This window comes from Phenylobacterium kunshanense (assembly GCF_003254525.1).
In the GTDB taxonomy this organism is placed as follows: domain Bacteria; phylum Pseudomonadota; class Alphaproteobacteria; order Caulobacterales; family Caulobacteraceae; genus Phenylobacterium; species Phenylobacterium kunshanense.
In genome coordinates this window covers 1-24061 of sequence record NZ_QFYS01000012.1, presented here as the reverse complement: position 1 = coordinate 24061, position 24061 = coordinate 1, and the positions used below count along the sequence as shown (strand labels likewise).

Here is a 24061-nt window from a genome sequence, read left to right as displayed (position 1 = left end):
AGTACGAACACGGCTGTAGCCGACTCTGGGCCTTTGGCGTGAAGACATGCTTAAGGGTGAAGTCGGAACGGAGGAAACGAGCCATGGGCGAACCGCTGCTGCTCGCGCTGGACCAGGGGACCACCTCAACGCGCGCGATACTTTTCGGCGCCGACGGCTTGGCGCTGGGCGAGGCCGGCCGTCCGCTGCAGCAGCACTATCCGCAGGACGGCTGGGTCGAGCACGACGCGGAGGAGATATTCCAGGCCGCGGTGGCCGTCCTGAAGGCGGCCGTGGAGACGGCGGGACGCGAGCTCTCGGCGATCGCCGCGATCGGGATCACCAACCAGCGGGAGACGGTCGTGCTGTGGGATCGCGCCACCGGCCGGCCGGTGCACAAGGCGATCGTCTGGCAGGACCGCCGCACCGAACCGGTCTGCGCGCGACTTCGGGCCGCAGGGCGGGAGGCGCGCGTCACCGAGCTGACCGGGCTGCTCCTGGACCCCTACTTCTCGGGCACGAAGCTGGCGTGGCTGCTCGACCACGTTCCGGGCGCCCGGGCAGCCGCCGAAGCCGGCGAGTTGCTCGCGGGCACCATCGACACCTGGCTCATCTGGAAGCTGACCGGCGGGCGGGTCCACGCCACCGACGCGACGAACGCGTCCCGCACCTTGCTGTACGACCTGCGGAAGGGCGGCTGGTCGGCCGAGATGGCGGCCATGCTTGATGTCCCGCTCGGGATCCTCCCCGAGGTGAGGGACTGCGCGGGCGATTTCGGCGAGACGGATGCCGCGATCCTGGGGCGGGCGGTCCCGATCCGAGGCGTCGCGGGCGACCAGCAGGCGGCGCTGATGGGGCAGGGGTGCGTCAGGCCGGGCGAGATGAAGGCCACCTATGGGACCGGCTGCTTCATGCTCATCAACACCGGAGAGACGGCGCCGATCTCGCAGGCGCGGCTGCTGACCACGGTGGCGGCGCAGGTCGGCGGTCGGACCACCTACGCGCTCGAGGGGGCGATCTTCATCGCCGGGGCCGCGATCCAGTGGCTCTCGGAGGGGCTGCGGATTCCCGGCGGCCCGCAGGCGGCGGAAGCCCTGGCGGCCGAGGCGAACGACGACCTGGGCGTGGTGCTCGTGCCCGCATTCACGGGCCTTGGCGCGCCGTGGTGGGACGCCGGTGCGCGCGGGGCGCTGTTCGGGCTGACCCGGGATGCGGGCCTGCCCGAGATCGCGCGCGCGGCCTTTGACGCCTGCGCCCTGCAGACCCGCGACCTGATCGAGGCCATGCGCGCCGATGCGCCCAAGGCGTTCCATGGCGAGGTCGAGCTCAGGATCGATGGCGGGATGGCGAAGAGCCCGTGGTTCAGCCAGCGGCTCGCGGACCTGACCGGCGTCAGTGTCTGCCGCGCGACCTACCAGGAGACCACGGCTCTGGGCGCGGCGCTGTTCGCCGGCGTTGGGGCGGGCATCTACAGAGATCCGGCGGAGGCCGCCGCCGCGCGTCCGAAGACCGAAGCCTATGGGCCACGGATGGACGTCGATCCGCGCGAGCGGGCCTATGCCCGCTGGCTCGACGCCGTGGCCCGCGTGCGCACCACCTAGAGCAGGCGGACCCTGGGTTGGATGCCCATGGAACGGCCCGAGAGCCTTCCGATGACGGCGGCCCGGTCGAACCCGCGGACGCGGGCGGCGGTGAGGACCGCGTCGGCGACGCTCGGCGCGGCGGCGATGAGCAGGCCGCCGCTGGTCTGGGGATCGGTCAGGAGATCGCGCTTCCAGTGCGGGACGGCGGCCATCTCCTGCACCAGATCGCCATAGCTCTCCCAGTTGCGGGTGGACGCGCCTGTGCGCGCGCCGGTCTTCAGCAGATGCTCGACCCCGGGCAGGATGGGGACGTCGGCCCGGATGTCGGCCAGCAGCTTGCTACCGACCGCCATCTCCAGCGCGTGGCCGATCAGGCCGAAGCCCGTGACGTCGGTGACGGCATGTACTCCGGCCATCCCGGCGAGGTCGCGGCCCAGGGTGTTGAGCTGCGTGGTGGTGGCGATCAGGGTCTCATAGCCTGCCGCGTCGAGCCGGCCCTGCTTGAAGGCCGCCGACAGCACGCCGACGCCCAGGGGCTTGGTCAGGATGAGGACGTCGCCCTCGCGCCCGCCCTTGTTGGTGAGGATCTGGTCCGGATGCACGAGCCCCAGCGCCACGAGGCCATAGATCGGCTCCTCGCTGTCGATGGAGTGGCCGCCGGCGATCGGGATGCCCGCCGCCGCACAGACGGAAGCGCCGCCTTCGAGAATGCGCGCGATCGTGTCCGGCTCGAGCTTGCCGATCGGCATGCCGACGATCGCCAGCGCCATGATCGGCGTCCCGCCCATGGCGTAGACATCGGACAGGGCGTTGGTGGCGGCGATGCGGCCGAAGTCGAAGGGGTCGTCCACGACAGGCATGAAGAAATCGGTGGTGGCGACGAGGGCCTGGGTGTCGTTCAGCCGCCAGACGGCCGCGTCGTCGGAGGTCTCGTTCCCCACAAGCAGGTCGGGAAACGCCGCTGCCGCCGGCATCCGCGCCATGATCTCGCGCAGGGCCTTGGGCGCCAGCTTGCAGCCGCACCCGCCGCCATGGGCCAGGGATGTCAGGGGCACTTTTTCGGACATGGGCTCTCCCTCCAGTCAAACGGGGCTATAGCAGAGCCATGAGCCTGCAGCTCACCGAAGACGTGTCCCCCGCCGCCCTCGCGCGATTCGATATGCTGATCGACGTGCGCAGCCCTGGCGAGTACGCCGAGGACCATATCCCGGGATCGGTGAACCTGCCGGTGCTGACCGACGCCGAGCGCGCGGAAGTCGGCACGATCTACGTGCAGGAGTCGCGCTTCAAGGCGCGGCGGATCGGCGCCGCGCACGTCGCCCGCAATGTCGCGCTCCACCTGGAGACGGCGCTGGCGGACCGGCCGGGTGACTTCAAGCCGCTGGTCTATTGCTGGCGCGGCGGCATGCGCTCGAACGCCATGGCCCTCATCCTGTCGCAGGTCGGGTGGCGCACGAGCGTGCTGAGCGGCGGATACCGCACCTATCGGCGCCATGTGACGGCCCGGCTCTATGATGGTGTCCTGCCGCATAGCTTCATTCTGCTCGACGGGCATACCGGGTCGGGCAAGACCGAGCTTCTCGGCAAGCTGGCGAAGCGGGGATTCCAGACGCTGGATCTCGAAGGCCTGGCCGCCCACCGTGGATCGTTGTTCGGCGCCTTGGCCGGCCAGCCGCAGCCCTCCCAGAAATTGTTCGAAAGCAGGCTGCTGGCGGCGCTGGATGGCCTCGACCCGTCCCGACCGGTGATCGCCGAGGCGGAGTCGAGCAAGATCGGCGACCGGATGATCCCGCCAGCCCTCTGGACGCGCATCGCCGACGCGGCTCGCATCGAACTCGTCGCCGACCGCAAGAGCCGCGCCCGCTATCTCGTCGCCGCCTACCGCGACCTGACGGCCGACAGGGCGGCCATGGAGGCGGCGTTCGCCCGGCTGCCCGAGCCGCCCAGCCGCGAGCGGCTCGCGGGCTGGCGGGCGATGGCCGACGCCGGCGCGTTCGCCGAGCTGGCGGAAGCGATCATGGCGTTCCGATATGACCCCGCCTACGACCGATCACGCCGCAAGCACGACCGCCCGCTGCTGGGGAGCGTGGCCGTGCGACCGGATGATCCGGCGGACCTCGAGGCCGCCGTGGACGCGGTCGCCGAGCTGGCCTCGGCTTGACGATAGGCCGGAGGGGGGCGAGGTTCGCGCCTGAACAACGATTAGGGAGATGGCCATGGCGGATGGTTCTGGCGTCGGCGTGACCTCGCTGAAGGGCAAGGTGAGCGCCGAGGAATGGAAGGCGCGTGTGGAGCTTGCCGCGCTCTACCGGCTCGTGGCGCTCTACGGGTGGGATGACCTCATCTACACCCACATCTCGGCCCGCATTCCGGGGCCCGAGCATCACTTCCTGATCAACCCCTATGGCCTGCTGTTCGAGGAGATCACCGCCTCGTCCCTGGTGAAGATCGACCTGGACGGCAACATCCTCCAGGAGACGCCCTATTTCATCAATCCGGCGGGCTTCACGATCCACTCGGCCATCCATGCCGCCCGTGAAGACGCCAGGTATGTGATGCACTTGCACTCGGACGACGGCGTGGCGGTGGCCGCCCAGGCCGATGGCCTGCTGCCGCTGTCGCAGCACGCGCTGATCGTGTTGCCCCGGCTGGCCTACCATGACTACGAGGGGATCGCCCTGAACCACGACGAGCGCGAGCGGCTGGTCGCCGACATCGGCGACAAGACCCTGATGCTGCTGAGAAATCATGGCACGCTGTCGGTGGGCGAGACGGCGGCGGATTGCTGGATCGGCATGTATTACCTGGAGCGGGCCTGCACGATGCAGGTCAGGGCGATGGGCGGTGGCCGCCAGAACGTGCTGATCGCGCCCGAAGCCTCTCAGGCCGAGGTGAAGTCGCAGGTCGCGCGGGGAATCGGCGGCGGCCTCGCCTGGCCGGGTTGCCTGCGTAAACTGGACCGTGAGCTGCCCGGCTACGACGCCTGACGGCCAAGCTGCCCCAAGCATAGGCAGGCGGGCGCCCGGCCACCGGGCGCCCGTTTGCATTTAGGCGGAAGTTTCAGGGTCGCAACGCATAGCCATCCTGCTGTCACTGGACCACATGTATCTGGCTGCCTAAGAGCCGCGGCCAATTGTCAGAATTATGCCCGCACGTGCGCGGGCGACGGAGCCTTCAAGTTTTGATCCGACGCCACTTCTTCCTCGTCGCGGCCCTCGTGGTCCTCGCCGTCATGGCTGTGGCCGGCGGGTTCAAGGTGCTGACCAAGAAGTCCGGCGACGCCGGTGGCGCCGGCGGGCCCGCCGCGATGAGCAAGGCGGGGGGCGCGCCGGGGGGAGGCGCAGGCAATCGCCGCGCCGGCGCATTTGGGGGGCCGACCCTGGTTTCGGTGGCGGTGGTCCAACCGCGGGCGTTCGAGGACACCATCGAGGTCCTGGGCGTCGCCAAGGGGCGCCAGTCGGTGACGCTGACGGCCGCAACCACCCAGCTCGTGGAGCGGGTGCGGTTCTCGGATGGACAGAGAGTGCCGCGCGGCGCGGTGCTGGTCGAACTGAAGGCGACCGAACAGGACGCTGGCGTGGCCCAGGCCGAGGCGCGGCTGTTGCAGGCCCGCCGGGCGTACGATCGCTATGTCACCCTCGGGCAGCAGGGGTTCGCTTCCAAGGCCGCCATCGACCAGTACGAGGCGGCATGGCGCTCGGCCCAGGCGGACCTCGCCGCCGCGAAGGCGCGCGAGGCCGACCGGGTGATCCGCGCCCCGTTCGCGGGCGTGGTGGGCCTTTCGGACGTAGCGCCGGGCGCCCTGGTCAACCCGGGGGCGCCCATCGTCACCCTGGACGACACCTCCGTGATCCGCGTCGATTTCCAGGTGCCGGAACGCTTCCTTGGCCAGATCCGGCAGGGGCAGCCGCTGCTGGCGACCGCTGACGCATTTCCCGGCGAGACGATCAGCGGCCGCATCGCCCAACTCGACACGCGCGTGGATGAGCGGACCCGTGCGATCACGGCTCGCGCCGAATTCCCCAACCCGAGCGGACGCTTGAAGCCGGGCATGCTGATCAGGGTGGGGGTGTCGCGAGGCCAGAGGACGAATCCCGGAGCCCCGGAGTCGGCCGTGGCCGTCCAGGGCGACGCCGCCTTCGTCTATGTGCTGAACCAGCAAGGCGAGCGGACGCTGGCCGAGCAGCGGCCGATCATCACCGGCGTCCGCCAGCAGGGCTTCGTCGAGATCGTCGATGGCGTGCGGCCCGGCGATCGGCTGGTCGCGGACGGCCTCAACAAGATCCAGCCTGGCCAGCCGGTGCGCGTGGCGCGCGGGCCGGCGGCTGGCGCGCCTCAGGGAGCGCGGACGCCTGCTCCGCGGCCGGCGGCATGATGCTTTCGGACATTTCGGTCCGCCGGCCCGTCTTCGCCGCGGTCGCGGCCATTATCCTCTGCGTCGTGGGCGTGGCCTCGTTCGGGGCCCTCACGGTTCGTGAACTGCCCAGCGTCGATCCGCCCGTGGTCGGCATCTCCACCAACTATCGCGGGGCTTCCGCCGAGGTGATCGAGGAGCGGATCACCGAGGTGATCGAGCGCCAGATCGCAGGCATCGAGGGCGTCGACCGCATCAATTCGGCGTCGCGCGACGGCTCATCCCGGATCAACATCTCGTTCAAGCTGGACCGGGATTTGGACGCGGCGGCGAACGACGTCCGCGATGCGGTCAGCCGCGTCACCGCCCAGCTTCCGGAACAGGCCGATCCGCCGCAGATCCAGAAGGCGAACGCCGACGCCTCGCCGATCATGTTCCTGAACTTCACGTCCACGACCATGAACCGGCTACAGCTGTCGGACTACGCACAGCGCTACCTGGTCGAACGGATCTCGACCGTCCCGGGCGTTGCGAACGTGGGCGTGGGCGGCGCCCAGTTCTATTCCATGCGCATCTGGCTGAACCCGGAGGCCATGGCGGCGCGGGGGATCACCGTCGAGGATGTGGAAACGGCGCTCAACAGCCAGAACGCCGAGCTTCCGGCGGGTTCGCTCGAGGCGCCCGCCAAGGACTTCACCATCCGGGTCGCGCGCGGCTACGCGACGCCCGAGCAGTTCGCGCAGATGCCGATCGTCCCCTCGCGGTCTGTCACCCAGACCCAGGGGTCGGCCGTCCTGGGCGGGAGCGCGGCCGGCGCCGGCGCCGCGCAAGGCGCGACGCGGGACGTGACGACCGCGACCTCGGCGCAGGGCTACATCACGCGGCTGGGCGACATCGCGCGCGTCGAGGAGGGCCCCGACGAACACCGCCGGCTGTTCCGCTCCAACGGCCGCGACATGGTCGGGGTCGCCATCTTCCGCCAGAGCCAGGCCAACGATCTGGAAATCTCGGACGGCGTCAGGGCGGCGATCGAGGAGATCAACGCCGGCCTGCCCAAGGGGACGCGCCTGGGGATTTCGGTCGACTACACCGAGTTCACGCGCCACGCGATCGAGGAAGTCTGGATCACCATGGGCATCGCCCTGGGCTTCGTGGCCCTGGTGAACTTCCTGTTCCTCGGCACGCTTCGGGCGGCGATCATTCCATCGGTCGTGGCGCCGATCTGCATTCTCTCCACCTTCATCGTGCTCGCGCCGCTCGGCTTCTCGATCAACCTCTTGACCCTGCTGGCGCTCGTCCTGGCCATTGGCCTTGTTGTCGACGACGCCATCGTGGTCGTGGAGAACATCCAGCGGAGGATCGACGAGGGCGAACCGCCGATTGTTGCGGCTCAGCGCGGCGCCCGGCAGGTGTTCTTCGCGGTGGTCGCGACCACCGTCGTGCTGATCTCGGTCTTCGCGCCCCTGATGTTCCTGCCCGGGTTCATCGGGCGGCTGTTCGTCGAACTGGCGGTCGCGGTGGCTGCCGCCATCGCCTTCTCCGCGCTTCTGGCGCTGTCGCTTTCGCCCATGCTGGCGTCCAAGCTGCTGCGGCCGGCCCAGGGCGAAGGATGGATCGCGCGTCGGGTCGATACGGCGATGCACCGGCTCAAGACGTCCTATCACGCCTCCCTGGAAGGGATGTTGGGCCGTCGGAGCGTATCCATCGGCGCGTCCGCGCTAGTGGTTCTGCTGGGCGTCGCCGCCTGGGGCATTTTCAGCGTCCTCCCGCGGGAGCTGACGCCCGAGGAAGACAGACGGCGCGCCCAAGTGATGATCATGGGCCCCGAGGGCGCCGGCTTCGACTACACCCTGGCGGCCAGCCGGCAGGTCGAGCAGATCCTCCAGAAGTATCTCAACGACGGCACGCTCGAGCGGTACGTCTTCTCCATGCCTCGCTTCGGCAACAACTCGTTCAACACCGGCGGCGGCAATGCCATCCTGTCGGACGAAACCAAGACGACGGCCCCGGAGCTTGCTGCGAAGCTGAACCGCGAACTCTCGTCGATCACCTCGGTGCGGGCGATCGTCTCGCCCGAAGGCGGTCTGCAGCGTGGCGGTCCCGGCGGCGGGGGCGGCGGGGGATCGAGCCTGCAGCTCATCGCGACCGGTACGGATTATCCCGAGATCGCCCGCTGGATTCAGCCGCTGCTCACGGCGGCGAATTCCAATCCGGGGCTGGCGCGGCCGCGTCTCGACTACGAACCCACCAGCCCCCGGGTCGTGGTCAACATCGATCGCGAGAAGGCGGCGTCGCTCGGCGTCTCGGCTCAGGCGATCGGGCGGGCGCTGGAGACGCAGTTCGGCTCGCGTCGGGTGACGACCTACATCAAGAACGGCCAGGAGTACGACGTTCTCCTGCAGACGGACCGCGAGCGGCGGCAGACCGAGCAGGACCTGAGCCAGCTCTATGTGCGCGCCAGCTCGGGCGAGCTGGTGCCGCTCTCATCGGTGGTGACCACCCGCATTCGCGGCGACACGCCGGATCGCTCGCGGGTGGACCGCCTGCGCTCCATCACCCTGACCGCCCAGCTGAATCCGGGCTATTCCATGGGCGAGGCGATCAAGTTCCTGCAGGACGAAGCCGCCAAGCAGCCTGGACAGGTGACGGTGAAGTGGGGCGGCGGCGCCCGCGATTACCTTGAAGCGTCGGGCTCGGTGGGTCTGGCATTCGCCATGGCGCTCCTCCTGGTCTTCCTGGTGTTGGCGGCGCAATTCGAGAGCTGGATCCACCCGGCGGTGATCATGCTGACGGTGCCCGTCGCGGCGGTGGGCGGCCTGTTCGGGCTGCTCCTGGTGGACTCCTCCATCAATACCTACAGCCAGATCGGCCTGATCATCCTGATCGGCATCGCCGCCAAGAACGGCATCCTGATCGTCGAATTCGCCAACCAGCTTCGCGACGAGGGCCTATCGATCCGCGAGGCGGTGATCGAGAGCGCGTCCCTACGGCTGCGCCCGATCATCATGACGTCCATCTCGGCCGCGGCGGGCGCCATCCCGCTCATCGTCTGGGGCGGCGCCGGGGGCGAGGCGCGCAAGACCATTGGCGTGACCATCTTCTTCGGGGCGATCTTCGCCACCCTGGTCACCCTCTTCATCGTGCCGGTGTTCTACAATCTGCTCGCCCGCTTCACGAAGTCGCCGCAGGCCACGGCCCGGCGGATCGAAGCGTTCGAGGACGCCGAGCGGGCCCGCGTCGCCAACGCGGCGGAGTAGTCGCGCTTCCGCCGAGCGGCGACCCGATGCGCCGGCGTTCAGCCGGCGCCAGGGACCTGGTTACAAAAGGGGGGTGCAGGTCCCTGGGCCCGGCAGGCGGCGGGGGGCGCCGCCATTCGGATTGGGGTGTCGATCCAGACAGATGCTCGTTCTCGACGACTCAACCATGGAGGCGAGTCGCGTGCGCGTCAAGGTTGTCCAGGCCCGAAATCTGGCGCCCTGGAGCGGAGACAGGCCTACGGCTTGTGTCCCGTTTCCACCATCAGATAGGCGATAAGGTCGGTCCGATCCTTCTCGTTCTTGATGCCGGCGAACGTCATCTTGGTGCCGGGCAGGAAGGTCTGCGGCTTGGCCAGCCACTGATCGAGCTGCGGGCCATCCCACACGAAGCCGGCGTTCTTCAGCGCATCGGAGTACTTGAAGTCAGGGTGGGCGGCGGCCTTCTTGCCGAAAATCCCGTGGAGGTTCGGGCCGGTCATGTTGGCCCCGCCCGGGGCGATGGTGTGGCACGATTGGCAGAGGGCGAACTTGGCCTTGCCGTTGCTGACGTCCGCCGCGTTGTAGGGCGCCGGCAGCGAGGCGAGGATCTTGTTCTTTTCCTCGTCGCTGATCTCGGGGGTGGCTGATGGAGCGGCGGCGGTGGGCGCGGGGCCAGCAGCCTGTTCGTCGGCGGCGGGGGCGGCGGGTTCGGACTTGCCGCAGGCGGCGGCCAGCAGGCTCAGGGCTGCGGCGGCGAGGATCGGGCCATGACGCATTGGGGACTCTCCGGGGTGGAAACGCCGGCAACCTAGCGATGGCTTGCGCCGGCGCAAGGCGCGAGCGACCCATGCTGTCAGCGTCGCCGGCGCCGCTCCCGGTTCACCGCCTCATCCAGCGCCTGGAGAAAGCGTGAGCGATCTGCGGCGGCGAAGGGGCGGGGGCCGCCGGTGATCTCTCCGGTCGAGCGGATGTGCTCCATGATCGACCGCTGGGCGAGGGCCGAGCCGATGGAATCCGGGGTGAAGGGCCGTCCGTTCGGCGCGATAGCGGCCCCGCCTGATTTCAGCACACGGTCGGCGAGGGGAATGTCGTTTGTCACGACGATGTCGCCGGGCTGGACCTCGCCGGCGATCCAGTCGTCGGCCACGTCTGGACCGGCGTCCACGATCCGCCGCTCGATCAGGGGCGAGACGGGAATGGTCACGAAGCTGTTCGAGACCACGAAGACCTTCAGCTGGTAGCGCGCGGCCACCTTGTAGGTCTCGTCCTTCACGGGACAGGCGTCGGCGTCGATGAAGATGCGCATGGGCGCCGGGGCTCTGTGGCTGGCCGCACGCCCAAGAGGCGCTGGCGATGGTGCCGAGTGCAGGGATCGAACCCGCGACCTTCGGTTTACAAAACCGCTGCTCTACCAGCTGAGCTAACCCGGCCCGTCAGGGGTGCGCTGCTTATGCGGTGAAACGATGCCCGCGCCAAGGGGCTCGCAGGCCGCAGGCGCGCGCGTATGGTGCTTCCAACAAGACTGACACCAGGGAGGATTGCCGGATGCGTTTCGAGGAGTACCGCAAGCACGACGCCGTGGGGCTGGCCGCGCTGGTGGCGAAGGGGGAGGTCACGGCGGGCGAACTGCTCGATACGGCTCTGGCGCGGGCGGCGGAGGTCAATCCGAAGGTCAACGCGATCGTGCACGACCTCAGCGACCGGGCACGCGCCCAGGCGCCAGCCAAGGGGCCGCTGGCGGGCGTGCCATTCCTGCTGAAGGACCTGGGCGCGCACTATGGCGGCGCGCCGACCTCGTACGGCTCGCGCATGTTCTCGGAGGCGGTCGCGCCGGCGGACAGTGCGTTGACGCGCCTCTACAAGGCGGCGGGCCTCAACATCTTCGGCAAGACCAATACGCCCGAGTTCGGGATCTGGCCGGTGACCGAGCCCGACCTGTTCGGTCCTGCGCGCAACCCGTGGGACCTGTCCCGGACGCCGGGCGGCTCGTCCGGCGGGGCCTCGGCGGCGGTGGCGGCCGGGATCGTGCCGGCGGCCCACGCCAGCGATGGCGGCGGATCGATCCGCATCCCGGCGGCCTGCTGCGGCCTCTTCGGCATGAAGCCCTCTCGCGGCCGGGTGTCGTTCTCGCCTGCGGGCGAGGGCTGGGCCGGCGCGTCGATCCAGCATGCGGTGACGCGGTCGGTGAGGGACAGCGCGGTGCTGCTGGACATCGGCTGCGTCCCGCAGCCTGGCGATCCCTACTTCCTGGCGCCTCCCGAACGTCCGTATGCGGAGGAGGTCGGGCGGGATCCGGGCCGGCTGCGGATCGCGGTCATCGACACCGCGCTGACCCCCGGCGTGACCATGGATCCGGAGGTGGTCGAAGCCGTGCGCGATGCGGCGCGCCTCTGCGAGGGGCTGGGGCACAGCGTGGAGGCGGCGACTCTGGGGGGCGACCACGCGGCCATGCAGGCGGCGGCGCGCACGATCCTGTGGGCGAGCGTGGCGGCCAACGTCGACGCCGAACTCGAGCGCCGGGGCCGACCTCTGGCCACCGGCGATATCGAGCCCGCCACGCTCGACATCTATCGCCGGGGCAAGGAGACGCCCGCGCCTGAGTATGTCCGGGCCGTGCAGACGATCCATGCATACGGCCGCGCCGCGGCGGAGCTGTTCGAGCGCTACGACGTGCTTCTCCTGGCCACCCTCGGGCGGCCGGCGATCCCGGTGGGCTGGCTGCTGGAGGAGCCGAAGGAAACCGTCCAGCGCCTGTTCTCGTACATGCCTAACACCCAGGCGTTCAACAACTCGGGGCAGCCTGCGATGACCGTGCCCCTGGCCTGGAGTTCCGACGGCCTGCCGATCGGGCTCCAGTTCGTGGCGCGCACGGGAGACGAGGCGGTTCTGTTCCGGCTGGCGGGCCAGCTGGAACAGGCGCGCCCCTGGTTCGATCGCGTTCCGCCGCTTTAGCCCGGCGTTTGCACTGCAGCACGGGCAGGTCGGGAATGCGTGCCGGGACGGGACGCGGGGTGTTTCCGACGGCCCTGGTCGGCTGGGGGGCAGACCAGGCGCCTGACGTCCGGCTCTGGACGTCAGCCGCGGATGGTCCAGCCTTGGCCGAGCAGGGTCGCAGAAGGCTGGGCTGGACCGTCCGCGGTGGTCAGGCCGACCTGCGCCGGCGCTGCTGAAACAGGTAGGCGGCGATGACGCCCGTGGCGACGAAGCCGATCAGCAGGGTCGAGACCGCATTGATTTTTGGATCCACACCCAGCCGCACCTGGCTGTAGAGGCGCATGGGCAGGGTCGTTGACCCCGGTCCCGAGGTGAAGCTGGCGATCACCAGGTCGTCCAGCGAGAGGGTGAAGGCCAGCATCCAGGCCGCCGCCACGGCGGGGGCGATCCCCGGCAGGGTCACCAGTACGAAAGCCTTCCACGGGGGGCAGCCCAGGTCCTGGGCGGCTTCCTCAAGGCTCCGATCGAAGGTCGCGAGGCGCGCCTGGATGATCACCGTGGCGTAGGCGAGGGTCAGGGTCGCGTGGCTGAGGGTGACGGTCCAGAAGCCGCGCGGCAGGCCCAGGGAGACGAACAGCAGCAGCAGGGACAGGCCGAGGATCACCTCGGGCATCACCAGGGTGGCGTAGACGCCGCCGGCCAGCGCCGTGCGCGCTCGACGGCCTCGGGTGAGGGCGATCGCAGCTGGCAGGGCCACGAGGGTGGCCATGGTGGCCGAGAGGGCTCCAACCCGCAGGGTCACCCAGATCGCATCCAGAAGCTGGGCGTCGCGGAAGAGGGCGGCGTACCAGCGGGTGGAAAAGCCGCCCCACACGGTGACCAGCCGGCTGGCGTTGAAGGAATAGAGCGCCAGCACCAGGATCGGCGCGTAGAGGAAAGCGAGCCCCAGCGCGATCGAGGCGATGTTGAAGGCGGACGGACCCTTCCTCATCCGACGACCTTCCGCTGCTCGCGCTCGAACAGCACGATCGGGACGGTGAGGGTGGCGAGGAGGACGATGGCCACGGCCGACGCCGCGGGCCAGTCGCGATTGGCGAAGAATTCGGTCCAGATGACCTTCCCCAGCATCAGCGTCTCGGATCCGCCCAGCAGGTCGGGGATCACGAACTCGCCGGCCATGGGGATGAAGCAGAGCAGCGCCCCGGCGGCGGCCCCGCGCAGCGAGAGCGGGAAGGTCACGCGCCAGAAGGCCGAGACGGGCGTGCAGCCGAGATCCTGCGCCGCCTCGATCAGGCTCTCGTCCTGCCGGTCCAGCACGGCGTAGAGCGGCAGGACCATGAAGGGCAGGTAGGCGTAGACGAGGCCCAGGATCACCGCCGCCTCGGTGTTGAGGATGTTGATCGCGGGCAGGCCCACCGCGCCGAGGACGGTGTTGAGCAGGCCCGCCGGCTTCAGGATGGCGATCCAGGCGTAGATGCGGATCAGGAAGCTGGTCCAGAAGGGCAGGACCACCGCCATCACCAGCGCGCGTCGCACGCCGTCCGGGCAGCGGCTGATCCCGTAGGCGATCGGATAGCCGATCAGCAGCAGCAGCGCCGTGCCGATGGCCGCGAGCCGCAGGCTGGAGAGATAGGCGTCCAGGTACAGGCGATCCTGGGTCAGCCGGGCATAGGTCTCGCCGTCCAGGGCGGCAAGGAAGGCGCGTACGCCCGCGAGCCCCTGACTCCAGTCGATCCGGGGCGCGTAGGGCGGCATCGCGAGGGCGGTGTCCGACAGGGACAGCTTGGCCACCAGCAGGAACGGAAAGGCGAAGAAGATCGCAAGCCACAGGAGCGGCACGATCGCCGCCAGCCCGGAACGCTCCCGCCTCATCGGTCGAGCACCACCGCGCTGGACGGGGCGAATGTGAGCCAGACGGGATCGTCGCAGCCCAGCGGCCGGTCGACGGTCCGGGTGGCGTTGGCGCGAGCGGCGCGCAGGGTGCGGCCCGCGCCGACGTCCACGAGGTAGGTGGTCCAGTCTCCCAGGTAGCCATAGTCGAGGATGCGTCCGGCGACGACGTTGGGTCCGGCAGGCGGTGGTTCGGAGTGGACGACCATCTTCTCGGGCCGGACCGCCAGCCATGCGGTCGCGCCGACCGGAGCCGCACCCTCGGCTACGAAGAGGCCTTCCGCCGAGGCCAGGCGCACAAGACCGTCGCCCGACGTCTCCACCCGGCCCTCGAACAGGTTGATGTCTCCGATAAAGCCGGCGACGTAGCGGTCGGCCGGGGACTCGTAGACCTCTGCGGGCCGGCCCACCTGGACGATCTCGCCTTCGCGCATCACGGCGATGCGGTCGGCCACCACCATCGCCTCGTCCTGGTCATGGGTGACGATCATGAAGGTCATGCCCAGGCGCTGCTGCAGGGCCATGAGCTCGAACTGGGTCTCCTCGCGCAGCTTCTTGTCCAGCGCCGCCATCGGCTCGTCGAGCAGCAGGATGCGCGGGCGTGGCGCGAGGGCCCGGGCCAGGGCCACCCGCTGGCGCTGCCCCCCCGAAAGCTGGTCGATCCGGCGGCGGCCGTGGTCCTGGAGACGCACGAGGGTCAGCATCTCGTCGACGCGGCCGGCGATCTCCGCCTTCGGTAGGCCCTGGCGCTTCAGGCCGAAGGCGACGTTCTGAGCCACGTTCAGGTGCGGGAACAGCGCGTACGACTGGAACATCATGTGGACCGGCCGCCGGTGCGGCGGTTCGGCCTGGATGTCCCGGTCCTCAAGCAGGATGCGGCCCGCGTCGGGCTGTTCGAACCCGGCCAGCATCCGCATCAGCGTGGTCTTGCCGCAGCCGGACGGGCCGAGCAGGGCGAAGAATTCTCGTTCGTAGATGGCAAGGTCGACGCCGCGGACCGCCGCCGTCTCGCCGAAGGCCTTCGAGACCCCCTCGAACCGCACGAGCGGGCGCGCGCCGGGATCGTCCCAGGGGGCGAAGGTCTCGCGGACGCCGCCGATCTGAGGGCGACCGTTCACCGGCCGGTGAGGACGCGCGTCCACTGGCGGTTCACGTCGCGCAGCAGGGCTTGGTCCTTGGTGGTGGTGACGAACAGCCGCTTCGAGACCTCGGCCGTCGGGTAGACATTGGGGTCATTCCGGATCGCCTCGTCGACCAGCGGCGTGGCCGCGGCGTTGGCGTTGGCGTACTGCGTGTAGTTTGACGCCCGGGCGATGACTTCGGGCCGCAGCATGAAGGCCAGGAACTTGTGCGCGGCGTCGACATGCGGCGCGTCCTTGGGAATGCTGAAGACGTCGAACCAGACCTGGCTGCCTTCCTTGGGAATGGCGTAGGCCAGCTTCACGCCGTTCTTGGCCTCGTCGGCCCGGTCCCGCGCCTGCAGCACGTCGCCCGAGTAGCCGATGGCGACGCAGATGTCGCCGTTGGCCAGGGCCTCGATGTATTCGGACGAGTGGAACTTGCGGACGTAGGGGCGCACCTTGAGCAGCAGGGCCGTCGCGGCCTCATAGTCGGCCGGATTGGTCGAGTTTGGGTCCTTGCCCAGGTAGTTCAGGGCGACCGCATACATGTCCTCGGAGGCGTCGAGGAAGTAGACGCCGCAATCCTTGAGCTTGGCGAGGCTGGCCGGGTCGAACACGACCGCCCAGCTATCCACCTTCACGCCGGGCAGCCGCTTGGCGACCGCGTCGGCGTTGTAGCCGATGCCGATGGTGCCCTGCATATAGGGCACGGCGTACTTTCCGCCCGGATCGAAGGTCGCCAGGTGCGCCATCAGGTCGGGGGCCAGCTTGTCGAGGCCGGGCAGCTTGTCCTTGGCCAGCGGCTGGATCGCGCCGGCGGCGATGTAGCGGGGCAGGTTGTGGTTGGACGGGGCCACGATGTCGTAGCCGGTGCCGCCCTGCAGCACCTTGGTCTCGAGCACCTCGTTGGAATCGAAGGTGTCGTAGGTGACCTTGATCCCGGTCTCTTTCGTGAACTCCGCCAGCAGTTCCGGGTCGATGTAGTCCGACCAGTTGTAGATCCGCAGTTCAGTCGAGCCGGACGCCGCCTTGTCGCCCTCGGCCTTCGGTGAGCAGGCGGCCAGCGCCAGCATCGCCGCCACGCCCAGGGTCGCCATCCATCCACGCATGCGCCGTCCCCCAAATTCTGTGCGGCGCAGGTTATAGGTCGCTTCGAAGCGCCGTTAAGCCCGAATTGCCCGGAAGATGCCGATGACCCCCGCCTGGACCGCGATCGCCCCGATCCTGATGCTCGTGGCGTCGAACGTGTTCATGACCTTTGCGTGGTACGGCCACCTCAAGGTGGAGCACCGGCCGCTCTGGATCATCGTGATGGTGAGCTGGGGGATCGCGTTCTTCGAGTATTGGCTGGCGGTGCCCGCCAATCGGATCGGGCGGGCGGTCTACAGCCCCGCCGAGCTGAAGACCATGCAGGAGGTCATCACCCTCGCCGTGTTCGCGGTCTTCTCGGTGGCCTACCTGGGCGAGAAGCTGACCCTCAGCCACGGCGTAGGCTTCGCGTTCATCGCCCTGGGCGCCTGGTTTGTGTTCAAGAGCCCGATCTGAGGGCGCCGGGCCGCCGCGCGGACGACCCGGCAGCCTCCGTCAGCCGCCGACCATGGCGACGACTTCGTTGGTCTTGGAGATGAACTTCACGCCCTTCACGCGGCCGTCCTTGTAGCGGTCCCAGGCGCTTTTCACCTCGACCGGCGTCGGGCCCGCCGCGCCGGGCGTCGCCGGCTTCTGGGCGACCACGTCGACTTCGTAGATGCCGTCCGGAGGCGTGGCGGCATACACCCGCGGCAGGAAGCCGACCTGGGTCCAGCCCGCTCCGTCGGTCGAGGCCTGGGCCTCAAGGTCCAGCCCGCCGCCGGCCGCAGCGGTCGCCTTCGCCGACTGGATGGACAGGACCTGTTCCTGACCGGCGTACATCGGCGCCTGCCGCGCCAGCGACTTCTTGGGCGCCGGCGCCTCGGCGGTCGCCGCCGGCTCGGCGGCCTTCTCACTGCAGGCGGAAAGCGAAAGGCAGGCGAGAGCGCCCGCCGCAAGCAACATCTTGCGCATGTCTTCTCCCGATCCCGGCGGCTTATCGTTTGCGACTCGCGGGCCGCCGCCTGGTCCCGCGAGCTTGAGTGTGCGCGGATACCCGCGATTGGCGAGCAAATCTTGCAACGGCGGCTTTGGCGAACCACGCGGGCGGCCTATAAGCCCCGGTTCCGCAACTGAACGACGCCGCGCGAAGGCCCATGTCCCGCATCCTCATCACCTCGGCCCTGCCGTACATCAACGGGATCAAGCATCTGGGGACGCTGGCCGGGTCCATGCTGCCGGCCGACGTCTATGCGCGCTTCCAGCGGGCCCGCGGCCGCGAGACGCTCTACATCTGCGCCACCGACGAGCACGGCACGCCGACCGAACTGGCCGCCGCCGAGAAGGGACAGGATCCCGCCACCTTCTGCGCCGAGGCGCATGACGTCCAGCACCGGCTGGGCCGCGAATTCGGGCTGTCGTGGGACCACTTCGGCCGCTCGTCCTCACCGCAGAACCACCGCCTGACCCAGCGCTTCGCCCAGCAGCTCTGGGAGGCTGGTTTCATCGAGGAGCGGGTCACCCAGCAGGTCTATTCGCACGCCGACAAGCGCTTCCTGCCCGACCGCTACGTGATCGGGACCTGCCCGCACTGCGGCTACGAGGCGGCGCGCGGCGACCAGTGCGAGAACTGCACGCGCGTCCTCGACCCGGCCGACCTCCTGCATCCGCGCTCCGCGGTGTCGGGCTCGACCGACATCGAGATCCGCGGGTCCAAGCACCTGTTCCTCCGCCAGAGCCTGTTCGCCGGCAAGCTCCGTGACTGGATCGAGAGCAAGCGCGGAACCTGGCCGCTGCTGGTCACTTCGATCGCGCTGAAGTGGCTGGACGAGGGGCTGCAGGACCGGGGCATCACCCGGGATCTCGAATGGGGCGTGCCGGTGAACGCCTTCGAATGGGGGCCGAACCCCGAGGGCAAGCTGCCGGACATCGAGGGGCTGGCCGGCAAGGTCTTCTACGTCTGGTACGACGCCCCCATCGAATACATCGGCGCCACCTGGGAGTGGGCCGACGCGCGCGCTGCGGAGGAGGGCCGGGGGCCGGCCGCTGACGCGGAGTGGCTGCGGTGGTGGAAGGGGCCCGAGGCGGCCGACGTGACCTACGTCCAGTTCATGGGCAAGGACAACGTGCCGTTCCACACGGTGGGCTTCCCCTGCACCCTGATGGGGGTGAACACCCGCGAGACCGCCCCGTGGAAGCTGGTGGACGAGCTAAAGGGCTTCAACTGGCTGGACTACTACGGCGGCAAGTTCTCCACCTCCCAGGGCCGCGGCGTCTTCATGGACCACGCCCTCGAGCTGCTGCCGGCCGACTACTGGCGCTGGTGGATCATGGCCAACGCGCCCGAGACGTCGGACTCCACCTTCGCCTGGGAGCAGTTCCGCGACCAGGTGAACGCCGACCTGGCCGACGTGCTGGGCAATTTCGTGAACCGCATCTGCAAGTTCACCGAGAGCCGGTTCGACGGCGTCGTTCCTGAGGGCGGCGCGCCCGGCGCGCTGGACGAGAAGCTGGAAGCGGACGTGCTCGCCAAGTTGCGCGAGCTGACCGGCCACATGGAAGACCGCGAATATCGCAAGAGCGCGACGGCCCTGCGGCAACTGTGGGTGCTGGGCAACCAGTACCTGACCGAGGCGGCGCCCTGGACCGCGATCAAGACCGACCGCGACCGCGCGGCCGTGGCGGTGCGCTACGGCCTGAACCTCGCGGCCCTGTTCGCCAAGGTCTCGGAGCCGTTCATCCCGTTCGCGGCCGAGAAGATCTCCGCCGCGCTGGGCGAGCCGTTCCCGGCCACCTGGCCGTCGCTGGACGGGCAGGGCGTGCTGTCGGCGCTGGAGCCCGGTCGGAAGATCCAGGCGCCCGAGGTGCTGTTCCGCAAGATCGAGGACGCTCAGGTCGCCGAATGGCGCGAGCGCTTCGGGGGACCCGAGGCGGCCTGATCTTCTGGGGGGCTTAGTGCCCCCCGCCGCCGTTCTTGTGGCGGAGGTGGGTCGCGACCTCTTCCGGCGTGATGTCCATCATGTCCGGCACGGCGGCGTTGTAAGCCGCCGTCTGATTGAGATCGATCGCGATGGTCCGGTGACCCTGCCACATCATGTGCAGCGCCACATAGAGGACGATGATCAGGCCGATGAAGCCGATCCAGCGGTACTTGTGGAGCAGGCGGGCGATGGCGTGGGCGGCGACGCCCATCAGCGCGATCGAGAGCAGCAGGCCGAAGACCAGGATGCCCGGGTGTTCGCGCGCCGCGCCCGCAACGGCCAGCACGTTGTCGAGCGACATCGAGACGTCGGCGATCAGGATCTGGATGAACGCGTCCTTGAAGGACTTCGCCGGCCGGTCCGTCGGTTCGGTCGTGGGATCGTCGTCGAGAACCGCTTCGGCGTCGGACTCGTCGTCGAGCGCCTGGTTCCTCAGCTCCTTCCACATCTTCCAGCAGACCCAGAGCAGCAGCAGTCCGCCGGCGAAGAGCAGGCCGATCACGCCGAGCAGCTGGGTGGTGATCAGGGCGAAGCCGATCCGCGTGATCACCGCCGCGCCGAGGCCCCACAGGATGGCCTTGCGGCGCTGTTCGGGCGGCAGTCCTCCGGCGGCGAGGCCCACGGCGACGGCGTTGTCGCCCGCCAGGACCAGGTCGATCATCAGGACTTGGAGAAGGGCCGAGAGGGCCCCCGGCGACATCAGCTCTTCGAACATCCGGTCTCAATGCGTCAGCCCGCGTCCGGCTGCAACAGGAGACGAGCGCCCAGCCGCGGGATCGGCCCGGCCCGACCGGGTAGTCCAGCCGGGCCGATCCCCAGGCGGTCAGCGACCCTGCTCGCCGACCGCCCCCCGGAGCGGCGTCATTGGTGGGGGACGCAGCTCCGGTCCCCCGTCGCGTCAGGACGCGGCGGAGACCAGTCGACGCCGCTGGCGCAGCATCGTGCCTGCGGCGCCGAAGCCCAGGATCATCAACGCCCAGGCTGAGGGCTCCGGCACTGCGCCTGCGGGGCCGCAGATTCGCGTGCCCGGCTCGCAGGGATCGCGTGGCGTCGTCGCGGTGGGGATGAAGGCCAGGGGGCCATTGCTGATAACGGGCCCCGTGTTGAGCGACAGGACCTGCGAGCCCGATGGGTCGTACTTCGAGAGCCCGAACTCGGTGCTGACGTAGAGCCCCCCATCGCCGTAGGCGAGGCCGGTCACCGCGTCGTCGGTGTACACCGTGGCGCCCCCCGAGCTGAAGAGAAGCGGATCGATCGACGCCCAGCCATGCTGGCTCCCCGAGTCGAAGGCCGCGAACACCTTGCCGCCGCCATAGGCGAGGCCGGTGATGTTCACGACCCCATAGTCGTGGGCGTCGATAAGACCGCCCGAAAGGTCGTAGTGCGCGAGGGTGCTGCCGTACGAGACGAACAGGCCGCCGCCCGTGAAGGCCACACCCGTGACGGCTTCCGGCACCTCGAACGCGTCCTGGATCGCGAGGTCGGCGTCATAGGTGTCGATCCAGTAGGTGGAACCGCCCAGATCGGCCTTCCTGGTCCCGGCGAAGAGCGAGCCGTTGCCCGCCGCCAGGGCGCCCCAGTCGACGAAGGAGAGGCCGTATATGCTCTCCAGGACGTTGCCATCGAGGTCGTAGGCATAGAGCACGCCGCCGCCCAGAAAGCCGTCGACCCTCCCGCTGGCGAAGATGCGGCCGCCCATGTGGGCGATGCCGTCGATCGGAAAGCCCGCGGCGAAGCCAGATGTCGGCGTCAGCGTGTCGCCGGCGAAGAAGCCGACGGTCGGCGCATTGCCGTTGATGCTGAAGATGCTCGCGCCGTCGACGAGGGTTCCGGCCTCGGCGCTGGTCACCGCAATGGTCAGCGCCGCCGCGGCTGATGCGACGATCTTCAGAGTCCTTGAAAGCACTTGATGTCCCCCACTCAGGAATGGGGCGTGATCAATCAGACGCGGCAGGGCGCGGGTAGGCGCGTCGCCATTCGAGTTGTTGCGAGTCGAGGCGCGCGCGCCGGCAAGGATGTCCTGAATGGCGGTTGCTTGGGCCCTACGGCTCGAAGCGCCTTCCGCGCGACCAGGAACCGGCGAAGGGCATTGTGAGCAGCGCCGAACCGCCGCTCGCCAGAACCGACGGGCCGAAGTCCCTGAAGACGTGATCGCGCACCTCCGGCGGCACCGAATCTTCCGGAGCAAGCGGGTTTGCCAAGGCGAGTTCCTCGAACCTGGCGTCGTCGGCCTGGGCGTCGCCGGTCAGGTCGCCCGTGCGTTCCAGGATGTTGGCTCCGGCCACGGGTGAGCCGCCGCCCACCCGCTGGATCGTCATCGAGATGCCGTCCAGCACCTCCGCCTTGTTCCGGAGGACCGCATTGTAGATCGAGAAGATGAAGATGCCGCTCCGGGCGTCAGCGGCGAGCGAGAAGAGCTGGGTCTGGGTCGGGAACGTCCAGCCCTCGAACAGCATGTCCTCGACCCGGAGTCGGAAGGCGAGGAAGCCGTTGTCGGCGCGGCGGATCAGCACCTGGTCGTGCATGAACCGTCCGGGCATGCCGATCGCCGGCCGGGTGGTGCGCCAGAAGCCCTCGTAGTCCGCGCCTCGCAGGGCGGTAAGCGCCTGCGCCTCCTGCAGCACCGCCTCGGGCAGCCAGCCGGCGAGGGGACCGAAGGCGCCGGGCGCGGGCTCGGACGCCACGCCGAGCCTTGCCGACAGGGTGTCGAGATCAGCCTCCCAGTCGAGCAGGGTGAAGCCGGGCCGCCGCTGGGCCACGAGATTGGTCAGGTTCGCCAGGTTCTCGCCCGACGGGGCCTGGCGGCCGCTCAACCAGCGGCTGACGACCGACTTGTCCACCGCCAGTTCGGCCGCGAGGCGCCCTCGGCTCAGCGACAGGGCTTTCAGCGCGAGAAGCAGCCGCGATGGAAATTCGCCTTCGCCCACCCGCAGATCCCCCGCCCAAGTTGCGTCTTTGGTCGCAGGTTTGGGGGGTGTTGTCAGCGGCGGAGCTTTGACAAATCACAAGGCGAGGGGCGGAATCGATGTGACGCCGGCTCAACCGTCACGCGCGGCGGCGGGACGCCTCGTAGAGCGCCACTGCGGCGGCGGCCGAGACGTTCAGGCTCTCGAAGCCGCCCGGCATCGGAATCCGCGCCAGCTCATCGCAGTGCTCGGCCACCAGACGCCGCAGGCCTTCGCCCTCCGAACCCATGACAATGACGGTCGGGCCGCCATCCAGGACCTCTGCAAGCGCGCGCTCGGCCTCGCCGGCCATGCCGACCGCGCGCCAGCCCGACCGAGTGAGCTCGTCCAGCGCGCGCGAGAGGTTGACCACGCGCGCGACCGGCACCTGTTCCACGGCGCCCGCGGCCGCCTTGGCCAGGGCGCCGGTGAGTTTCGGGGCGTTGCGATCCTGCAGCACCATGCCCACCGCGCCGAACGCCGCCGCGGAGCGGAGAATCGCGCCGACGTTCTGAGGATCCGTCACCTGATCCAGCATCAGAACCACGGCCCCCGGCTTCGGCTCGAAGTCGGTGACCGCCGCCTCCTCGAGCGGCGCGGGGCGCATGGCGACGCCCTGGTGCACCGCGCCCTGGGGCAGGGACAGGCCGATCTGATGCGCGTCGGCGATCTCGAGCGTCGGGAGTTTTCCGAATCGCGCCTCGATCTGGCGCGCCTTGTCCGGGGTGGCCACCAGCTTCAAAGGGGCGCCCCGCCGGGGATTCGCCAACGCCGCCTCCACGGGATGCCAACCCCAGATCCAGTCGTCGACCGGCGCGGAGACGCGCCGTTCCGGGCGGCCCCGGGGGCTTCCTTTCGAGCGAAAATTCCGACCCTTTCGGGCGTCGTTGCGTTCCGTATGCGAGGCCACTATAAGACGCGCTCCAATTTGGGGCCCCCTAGGGAGGCCGCCGCTTTTGGACCGTGAGCCGGGCCGCTTCAAGCCCCTCGCATCCGGATGCGGAGCGCCTGCCGAAAAGGCCCCGAACTGGCTCCGAGCGCGCTGGGGGAATGTCCCGAGTGGCAAAGGGGGCGGACTGTAAATCCGCTGCTGTAATGGCTTCGTAGGTTCGAGTCCTACTTCCCCCACCACGCGCCGGAGTGAGCTTGAATCTGAGGAGTTGCGGCGGCCCCGCGATCTGGTTGGCGGGTATAGCACAATGGTAGTGCAGCAGCCTTCCAAGCTGAGGATGCGGGTTCGATTCCCGCTACCCGCTCCAGCTCCTTGACCCATTAGTCACGCAACGCCGGCAGGACCCTGATGGCCAAAGAGAAGTTCGAACGTAACAAGCCGCACTGCAACATCGGCACGATTGGTCACGTTGACCACGGCAAGACGACGCTGACGGCGGCGATCACGATGGTGCTGGCGAAGACTGGCGGCGCGACGGCGAAGAAGTACGAAGACATTGACGCTGCGCCGGAAGAGAAGGCGCGGGGCATCACGATCAACACGGCGCACGTCGAGTACGAGACGACGAACCGTCACTACGCGCACGTGGACTGCCCTGGTCACGCCGACTACGTGAAGAACATGATCACGGGCGCGGCGCAGATGGACGGCGCGATCCTGGTGGTTTCGGCGGCTGACGGTCCGATGCCGCAGACGCGCGAGCACATCCTGCTGGCCCGTCAGGTGGGCGTGCCGGCGCTGGTGGTGTTCATGAACAAGGTCGACATGGTCGACGACGCCGAGCTGCTGGACCTGGTGGAGATGGAAGTTCGCGAGCTTCTGTCGTCTTACGAGTTCCCGGGCGACGACATTCCGATCGTGAAGGGCTCGGCGCTGGCGGCGGTCGAGGGCCGTGACCCGGCGATCGGCGAGGAGCGGATCCTTGAGCTGATGGCGGCGGTGGACGCCTACATCCCGCAGCCGGAGCGTCCTGTGGACCTTCCGTTCCTGATGCCGGTGGAAGACGTGTTCTCGATCT

Annotated in this window: 21 protein-coding genes and 3 tRNA genes; 11 read left to right on the top strand and 13 right to left on the bottom strand. The window is 69.0% G+C overall.

Annotated features, from left to right (window positions below):
• Positions 1-83 precede the first annotated feature (83 nt).
• Positions 84-1580, top strand: a complete 1497-nt coding sequence (gene glpK / locus DJ019_RS19335; RefSeq protein ID WP_111278169.1) for a glycerol kinase GlpK — start codon at positions 84-86, stop codon at positions 1578-1580.
• Here glpK and selD read toward each other — a convergent pair.
• Entirely contained in the window at positions 1577-2629 is a 1053-nt protein-coding gene (gene selD, locus DJ019_RS19330) for a selenide, water dikinase SelD (RefSeq protein ID WP_111278166.1), read from the bottom strand. The genes glpK and selD overlap by 4 nt on opposite strands.
• Before the next feature lie 38 nt (positions 2630-2667).
• On the opposite strand from selD, the gene mnmH reads away from it, so the two are divergent.
• The 4 genes from mnmH to DJ019_RS19310 all read left to right on the top strand — a co-directional run bounded on the left by mnmH (position 2668) and on the right by DJ019_RS19310 (position 9173).
• The gene (gene mnmH, locus DJ019_RS19325; RefSeq protein WP_111278164.1) at positions 2668-3723 is read left to right on the top strand and encodes a tRNA 2-selenouridine(34) synthase MnmH; all 1056 of its coding nucleotides are present in this window, start codon (positions 2668-2670) and stop codon (positions 3721-3723) included.
• 55 nt (positions 3724-3778) lie between these two features.
• Positions 3779-4549 carry a class II aldolase/adducin family protein gene (locus tag DJ019_RS19320; protein WP_111278162.1) on the top strand — a complete coding sequence of 257 codons (771 nt, stop codon included), beginning with the start codon at positions 3779-3781 and terminating at the stop codon, positions 4547-4549.
• A 194-nt stretch (positions 4550-4743) separates the two neighbouring features.
• Entirely contained in the window at positions 4744-5937 is a 1194-nt protein-coding gene (locus DJ019_RS19315) for an efflux RND transporter periplasmic adaptor subunit (RefSeq protein ID WP_165844087.1), read from the top strand.
• Positions 5937-9173 carry an efflux RND transporter permease subunit gene (locus tag DJ019_RS19310; RefSeq protein ID WP_111278159.1) on the top strand — a complete coding sequence of 1079 codons (3237 nt, stop codon included), beginning with the start codon at positions 5937-5939 and terminating at the stop codon, positions 9171-9173. Before DJ019_RS19315 ends, DJ019_RS19310 begins: the two co-directional genes overlap by 1 nt.
• A 236-nt stretch (positions 9174-9409) precedes the next feature.
• On the opposite strand, the gene DJ019_RS19305 is transcribed toward DJ019_RS19310, so the two are convergent.
• From DJ019_RS19305 to DJ019_RS19295, 3 genes are all read right to left on the bottom strand, one after another.
• Positions 9410-9928, bottom strand: coding sequence for a c-type cytochrome (locus tag DJ019_RS19305; RefSeq protein WP_111278156.1), 519 nt, complete (start codon positions 9926-9928; stop codon positions 9410-9412).
• Positions 9929-10005: 77 nt separating this feature from the next.
• Positions 10006-10458 (bottom strand): YaiI/YqxD family protein, encoded by a 453-nt coding sequence (locus DJ019_RS19300; protein WP_111278153.1) that lies wholly within the window; start codon positions 10456-10458, stop codon positions 10006-10008.
• 48 nt (positions 10459-10506) lie between these two features.
• Positions 10507-10582, bottom strand: a tRNA-Thr gene (locus DJ019_RS19295).
• Between the two features lie 115 nt (positions 10583-10697).
• On the opposite strand from DJ019_RS19295, the gene DJ019_RS19290 reads away from it, so the two are divergent.
• A complete protein-coding gene (locus DJ019_RS19290) occupies positions 10698-12104 on the top strand; it encodes an amidase (RefSeq protein ID WP_111278150.1) in 1407 nt (468 codons plus the stop codon).
• A 190-nt stretch (positions 12105-12294) separates the two neighbouring features.
• Here the strand turns inward: DJ019_RS19290 and DJ019_RS19285 are convergent, their stop codons facing one another.
• The 4 genes from DJ019_RS19285 to DJ019_RS19270 are packed head-to-tail and all read right to left on the bottom strand — an operon-like array spanning position 12295 to position 16206.
• On the bottom strand, positions 12295-13077 hold the full coding sequence (locus DJ019_RS19285) for an ABC transporter permease (protein ID WP_111278148.1): 783 nt from the start codon (positions 13075-13077) through the stop codon (positions 12295-12297).
• Positions 13074-13958: an ABC transporter permease subunit gene (locus DJ019_RS19280; RefSeq protein WP_111278145.1), complete on the bottom strand. Its 885-nt coding sequence runs from the start codon at positions 13956-13958 to the stop codon at positions 13074-13076. The genes DJ019_RS19285 and DJ019_RS19280 overlap by 4 nt, the downstream gene beginning before the upstream one ends.
• A complete protein-coding gene (locus DJ019_RS19275) occupies positions 13955-15118 on the bottom strand; it encodes an ABC transporter ATP-binding protein (protein WP_338066112.1) in 1164 nt (387 codons plus the stop codon). The genes DJ019_RS19280 and DJ019_RS19275 overlap by 4 nt, the downstream gene beginning before the upstream one ends.
• Positions 15091-16206 (bottom strand): polyamine ABC transporter substrate-binding protein, encoded by a 1116-nt coding sequence (locus DJ019_RS19270; protein WP_240606551.1) that lies wholly within the window; start codon positions 16204-16206, stop codon positions 15091-15093. The genes DJ019_RS19275 and DJ019_RS19270 overlap by 28 nt, the downstream gene beginning before the upstream one ends.
• Positions 16207-16288: 82 nt before the next feature.
• On the opposite strand from DJ019_RS19270, the gene DJ019_RS19265 reads away from it, so the two are divergent.
• Entirely contained in the window at positions 16289-16642 is a 354-nt protein-coding gene (locus DJ019_RS19265) for a DMT family protein (RefSeq protein ID WP_420849891.1), read from the top strand.
• 39 nt (positions 16643-16681) lie between these two features.
• On the opposite strand, the gene DJ019_RS19260 is transcribed toward DJ019_RS19265, so the two are convergent.
• Complete coding sequence (locus DJ019_RS19260) at positions 16682-17140, bottom strand: hypothetical protein (RefSeq protein ID WP_111278137.1); 459 nt, start codon at positions 17138-17140, stop codon at positions 16682-16684.
• A 182-nt stretch (positions 17141-17322) separates the two neighbouring features.
• Here DJ019_RS19260 and metG point away from each other — a divergent pair, with 182 nt between their 5' ends.
• Positions 17323-19104: a methionine--tRNA ligase gene (gene metG / locus DJ019_RS19255; protein WP_111278134.1), complete on the top strand. Its 1782-nt coding sequence runs from the start codon at positions 17323-17325 to the stop codon at positions 19102-19104.
• A 13-nt stretch (positions 19105-19117) separates the two neighbouring features.
• Here metG and DJ019_RS19250 read toward each other — a convergent pair whose 3' ends face one another.
• The 4 genes from DJ019_RS19250 to rlmB form a co-directional block, all read right to left on the bottom strand.
• Positions 19118-19861, bottom strand: a complete 744-nt coding sequence (locus tag DJ019_RS19250; protein ID WP_111278132.1) for a TerC family protein — start codon at positions 19859-19861, stop codon at positions 19118-19120.
• Positions 19862-20044: 183 nt separating this feature from the next.
• Positions 20045-21052 (bottom strand): PEPxxWA-CTERM sorting domain-containing protein, encoded by a 1008-nt coding sequence (locus tag DJ019_RS19245; protein ID WP_205854213.1) that lies wholly within the window; start codon positions 21050-21052, stop codon positions 20045-20047.
• A 136-nt stretch (positions 21053-21188) separates the two neighbouring features.
• Positions 21189-22073: a helix-turn-helix domain-containing protein gene (locus tag DJ019_RS19240; RefSeq protein WP_165844086.1), complete on the bottom strand. Its 885-nt coding sequence runs from the start codon at positions 22071-22073 to the stop codon at positions 21189-21191.
• A 118-nt stretch (positions 22074-22191) separates the two neighbouring features.
• Entirely contained in the window at positions 22192-23001 is an 810-nt protein-coding gene (rlmB, locus tag DJ019_RS19235) for a 23S rRNA (guanosine(2251)-2'-O)-methyltransferase RlmB (RefSeq protein WP_111278128.1), read from the bottom strand.
• Between the two features lie 134 nt (positions 23002-23135).
• Between rlmB and DJ019_RS19230 the strand changes: the two genes are divergently transcribed.
• From DJ019_RS19230 to DJ019_RS19220, 3 genes are all read left to right on the top strand, one after another.
• Positions 23136-23222, top strand: a tRNA-Tyr gene (locus DJ019_RS19230).
• 54 nt (positions 23223-23276) lie between these two features.
• A tRNA-Gly gene (locus DJ019_RS19225) sits at positions 23277-23350 on the top strand.
• Positions 23351-23391: 41 nt separating this feature from the next.
• Positions 23392-24061, top strand: a 670-nt coding sequence (locus DJ019_RS19220) for a GTP-binding protein (protein ID WP_133255337.1), incomplete at its 3' end; no start/stop codon positions are given.

Coding starts and splice junctions, on each gene's coding strand:
- DJ019_RS19250 (WP_111278132.1), bottom strand. CDS start 19,861: ATGTTCGAAGAGCTGATGTCGCCGGGGGCCCTCTCGGCCCTTCTCCAA.
- DJ019_RS19300 (WP_111278153.1), bottom strand. CDS start 10,458: ATGCGCATCTTCATCGACGCCGACGCCTGTCCCGTGAAGGACGAGACC.
- DJ019_RS19265 (WP_420849891.1), top strand. CDS start 16,289: ATGACCCCCGCCTGGACCGCGATCGCCCCGATCCTGATGCTCGTGGCG.
- DJ019_RS19310 (WP_111278159.1), top strand. CDS start 5,937: ATGCTTTCGGACATTTCGGTCCGCCGGCCCGTCTTCGCCGCGGTCGCG.
- metG (WP_111278134.1), top strand. CDS start 17,323: ATGTCCCGCATCCTCATCACCTCGGCCCTGCCGTACATCAACGGGATC.
- DJ019_RS19290 (WP_111278150.1), top strand. CDS start 10,698: ATGCGTTTCGAGGAGTACCGCAAGCACGACGCCGTGGGGCTGGCCGCG.
- DJ019_RS19320 (WP_111278162.1), top strand. CDS start 3,779: ATGGCGGATGGTTCTGGCGTCGGCGTGACCTCGCTGAAGGGCAAGGTG.
- DJ019_RS19260 (WP_111278137.1), bottom strand. CDS start 17,140: ATGCGCAAGATGTTGCTTGCGGCGGGCGCTCTCGCCTGCCTTTCGCTT.
- glpK (WP_111278169.1), top strand. CDS start 84: ATGGGCGAACCGCTGCTGCTCGCGCTGGACCAGGGGACCACCTCAACG.
- DJ019_RS19270 (WP_240606551.1), bottom strand. CDS start 16,206: ATGCGTGGATGGATGGCGACCCTGGGCGTGGCGGCGATGCTGGCGCTG.
- mnmH (WP_111278164.1), top strand. CDS start 2,668: ATGAGCCTGCAGCTCACCGAAGACGTGTCCCCCGCCGCCCTCGCGCGA.
- DJ019_RS19305 (WP_111278156.1), bottom strand. CDS start 9,928: ATGCGTCATGGCCCGATCCTCGCCGCCGCAGCCCTGAGCCTGCTGGCC.
- selD (WP_111278166.1), bottom strand. CDS start 2,629: ATGTCCGAAAAAGTGCCCCTGACATCCCTGGCCCATGGCGGCGGGTGC.
- DJ019_RS19285 (WP_111278148.1), bottom strand. CDS start 13,077: ATGAGGAAGGGTCCGTCCGCCTTCAACATCGCCTCGATCGCGCTGGGG.
- DJ019_RS19280 (WP_111278145.1), bottom strand. CDS start 13,958: ATGAGGCGGGAGCGTTCCGGGCTGGCGGCGATCGTGCCGCTCCTGTGG.